The organism is Stenoxybacter acetivorans DSM 19021 (genome assembly GCF_000745895.1).
Taxonomy (GTDB): domain Bacteria; phylum Pseudomonadota; class Gammaproteobacteria; order Burkholderiales; family Neisseriaceae; genus Stenoxybacter; species Stenoxybacter acetivorans.
Window position 1 is genome coordinate 1 of record NZ_JQKE01000111.1, and the last position, 3,904, is coordinate 3,904.

At 36.3% G+C, this 3,904-nt stretch carries 4 protein-coding genes; all 4 read left to right on the forward strand.

The window, feature by feature from the left end; genetic code table 11:
- Positions 1-372 precede the first annotated feature (372 nt).
- Positions 373-729, forward strand: coding sequence for a hypothetical protein (locus Q384_RS10660; protein WP_156956551.1), 357 nt, complete (start codon positions 373-375; stop codon positions 727-729).
- Positions 726-1,028 (forward strand): hypothetical protein, encoded by a 303-nt coding sequence (locus tag Q384_RS10665; protein ID WP_037587978.1) that lies wholly within the window; start codon positions 726-728, stop codon positions 1,026-1,028. Before Q384_RS10660 ends, Q384_RS10665 begins: the two co-directional genes overlap by 4 nt.
- A complete protein-coding gene (locus Q384_RS10670; protein WP_037587980.1) occupies positions 1,025-1,651 on the forward strand; it encodes a hypothetical protein in 627 nt (208 codons plus the stop codon). The genes Q384_RS10665 and Q384_RS10670 overlap by 4 nt, the downstream gene beginning before the upstream one ends.
- A 151-nt stretch (positions 1,652-1,802) precedes the next feature.
- Positions 1,803-3,904, forward strand: a 2,102-nt coding sequence (locus Q384_RS10675) for a calcium-binding protein (RefSeq protein WP_169740860.1), incomplete at its 3' end; no start/stop codon positions are given.

Genomic DNA, 3,904 nt, shown 5'->3' on the forward strand with positions numbered 1-3,904 from the left:
TTCTCATTTAATGCCTTATACAGCCGCTATGCGGAACACATTGAATTAACCGAGCAGCAACAGCAAACCGCGAATTTACAAGGCATGGGGCGCGTGCAGGATTTATATTTGGTAACCAATCAAGCTGCCTGAAAATATTTATAACAGTATTTTCAGGCAGTTTGATTATAACTAAAGTAATTATTGCAAACTTAAATAACTAAAAACTTTTAAAAAAGAATAAAAAATAATTTGTGATTTTTTGTTAATATGCTAATATAGAGAGTAACAGATATTTGAAGTATTTCAGCGTAAATGGAATTTTTATGAAAATATATCATAATGTAGTGTATGAGTTGTCAGAAAGTCATTGAAAATGAAAGAATATTAATAATGAATAATATTTTAATAAGATTAAAAAAATTTATTATTAAAAATAATAATAATTTCATATTTTACATTTGTATCTTAACTATGTGGATAGCTGGTTCTACATTACATGATTTTAGTAATAATTCTGGTTATTTTCGACCCAGTCAATTTGAAGAAATTTCCATACCAAATAATACTGTAATGCTATTGATTTCAGGAGGTACTAGAAGCGAGGCAAGTGATTCATTTCTATTTTATTATCAAGGGAAGAAGCATTACGCCAGATGCATAAGAGAAGATATTAAAAATCCTAAAAACCCATGTTCTAAATTTAATTTAAAACCAGGGACAGGTGCATCTATCCGTGGAAAAAAATGATAGGGGTGGATCTAAAATATTTTCATGGATTAAATGTAATGCATGGAACTTTTACACAAGGAAAATTTATTTTTTTATCAGATAAAACTAAAAAATTTGAGATTTTAGAAAATCCATATCGAATAAAAAAATATTTAAATGATCTGAAATATGGTGCAAATATAATAGAATGTCTTACTTTTATTTTACCAAGTATTTTATTATTTTTTTTGTTGTTTAGTTGGTGTTGGTCTAATTATAGCCATTCTTTAAATAAGAAAAAAGGTAGTATTATTGAAGATGAGAGGACGCTAAAATGAACAATATTCTAACAAAATTAAAAAAATTTATTATTAAGAAAAATGTAGATATAATAATATATATGGTTTCTTTAATTATATGGTTAGTGATTTTTACTTTTAACGGTTTTGATGAAAATGGTGGTGCTTTTCTCCCTGATCAATTTGAAGAAATTACTATTCCAGATAATACCGTAATTTTATTATTTTCAGGAGCTACAAGAAGCGGAATAAGTGATTCTTTTTTATTTTATTATCAAGGTAAAAAATACTCTGCTAAGTGTATAAATTCGGATATTAAAAATCCTAAAAGTCCATGCTCTAAATTTAATTTGAAACAAGGGAAACGCGTATCTACTCGCGGGGAAAAAATGATAGGGACAGAACTAAAATATTTTCATAAAGTGAATACCTCGCATGGAATTTTTACAAATGGCAAATTTATTTTTTTGTCAGATACAAATAAAAAATTTGAAATTATTCAACCACAAAGTCGGAAAATTGACTATATGGAAGGAGCGATTTATTATTTTAATTCTTTTTTAAATTTCTATTTAATTCTACCAGGTGCAGTATTTTTATTTTTATTATTTAGTTGGTGTTGGGCTAATTATAGTCATTCTTTAAATCAAGAAAAGGAGTAGTATTATAACAGTTAAGGCAAATGTGTACATCTATGGTGCTAATCATGCTGGTGCGGTTGGTAACATGGTAGGTCAATCAGTAAATTATCATAATCAAGCTAAAACAGGCCACGTAAATAATGGGGCAGCAATCGCAGGTGGCGTTAGTGTGGTGGCTGATATTGCGAGTGTTGCATATATTCCAAAAGCTGGATTAGTTGGTGGGGTAGCAGGGATAGTTCAAGTAGGTATTACGATAACTGGTGAGACAAAAGAAGGTAAAGTTCCTATTGGTGATGCTGTTGGAGAACTCTCTGTTGGTGATGCTCTTGGTGCTGCCGCTGCTGTCGCCTCTTTGATACCCGGTGGGCAAATGGTTGCTATTGGTTTAACTATTGCAGGTGTGGGATATGCCATTTATGAAGCTAAAAATGATTCAATAAAATTAAAAGATTTAATTCCAAAAGATGATAGTAAAAATCAAAATGATGGTAAAAATGATGATAAAGATGAACCTTTTTATCCATATGATCCCGGTTGTTTCAAAGATGAGCAAGCCTTTAAAGACTGGCAAAATCTTAACCGCGATGGCAAATACCACATCTATGACCCGATTGTTGTGGATTTAGACGGCGATGGTATTGAAACCGTTGGGCATGATAAGCGCGTTGGTGCATTGTTCGATCACAATAACGACGGTATTCGCACGGCGACAGGCTGGGTCAGTGCCGACGATGGCATTTTGGTGGTGGATAAAAATCAAGACGGTATTATCAGCAACGGCAGTGAAATCTTTGGAGATAGTTATCGTAAAGCCAACGGCGAAACCGCTGTTAATGGTTATGATGCTTTGGCTGAATTCGACAGTAATCAAGACGGTAAAATCACCGCTGAAGATGCGCGGTTCACCGAGCTTAAAATCTGGCGCGATTTAAATCAAGACGGATTTGGTTCAGCCAATGAATTATTCTCTTTAACCGATTTGGGCGTTGCGGTTTTAAATTTGGATTACAAAAACACCAATACCCAATTAAAAGGCAATAATACCTTAGCGCAAACGGGTAGTTACGAAACCGCCGACGGCGAAACCCGATTAATGGGTGATGTAAATTTCTCATTTAATGCCTTATACAGCCGCTATGCGGAACACATTGAATTAACCGAGCAGCAACAGCAAACCGCCAATTTACAAGGCATGGGGCGCGTTCGTGATTTGCGTGAAGCCGCCGCACTTTCCACTTCATTGGCTCATGTTTTGGCGGCGTATTCGGCGGCAGCAACCAAAGCCGAACAAATTGCTTTGCTGGACAACCTTATCAACGCATGGGCAAAAACCGATCCGCAATTCAATGCCAACCGTACTTATTTGATGATGCCGTTCAGTGCCAAAATCAGTAATCAAGGCAAAGGGCTGACACCCGCTCAAGAAGCGGCATTAAAGAAATTTCAAATCAGCATGGATGATCATCAAGCATTGATCTTGCTGTCTGAAAAAGTGAGCGTATTGAATGCGTTTACCGGAGAAACCGGCGGCACATTCTATGTGGGCAGCAAAGCTGATGTGGAATATCTGAAATCAACGATTACCAAAACCTACGATAAATTAAGCCAGCAAATTTATCAAAATCTGCTGTTTCAAACCCGTTTACAGCCTTATTTGTATGAAATCGGCTTTGCCATTGAAAACGATCAATTTCAGTTAGACTACAGCGGCATTACCGAGAAATTCAACCAAATTTTCACAGAGAACCCCGGAAAAGCCTTTGTGGATTTGGCTGAGTTCCTATTCTATCAGCCGAATATCGGCAAACAATGGCAAGCGGCGACACCGTTGCTGGCAACATGGCTTGAATATGCCGACCAACATCAACTCACCGAACATTGGCTGAACCAAATCGGCAAAGAGATACAAACCAAAATCGGCATTATTTTCGGCACAGATCAAAACGACACCCTCAACGGCAACGAAAACAGCAATGTAATGATTGGCGGAGAGGGAGACGATAAACTTTACGGCGGCAATGGTGCGGATACGCTGATTGGCGGGGCGGGTAATGACTACCTGGACGGTGGAAACGGCGGCGATACCTATGTTATTGTTAAAGGACACGGACAAAATATCATATATGATTCAGGCAACCCTTCAAATCCCGATACCATTCGTTTTAAAGACGTTAACTTCTCAGAAGTTTTATTCCAAAAAGACGGCTACGATTTCTTGCTGTATGGTTACAACGGCAGTGATTTTATTCGTCTGAAAAATTTCTTCAGCAG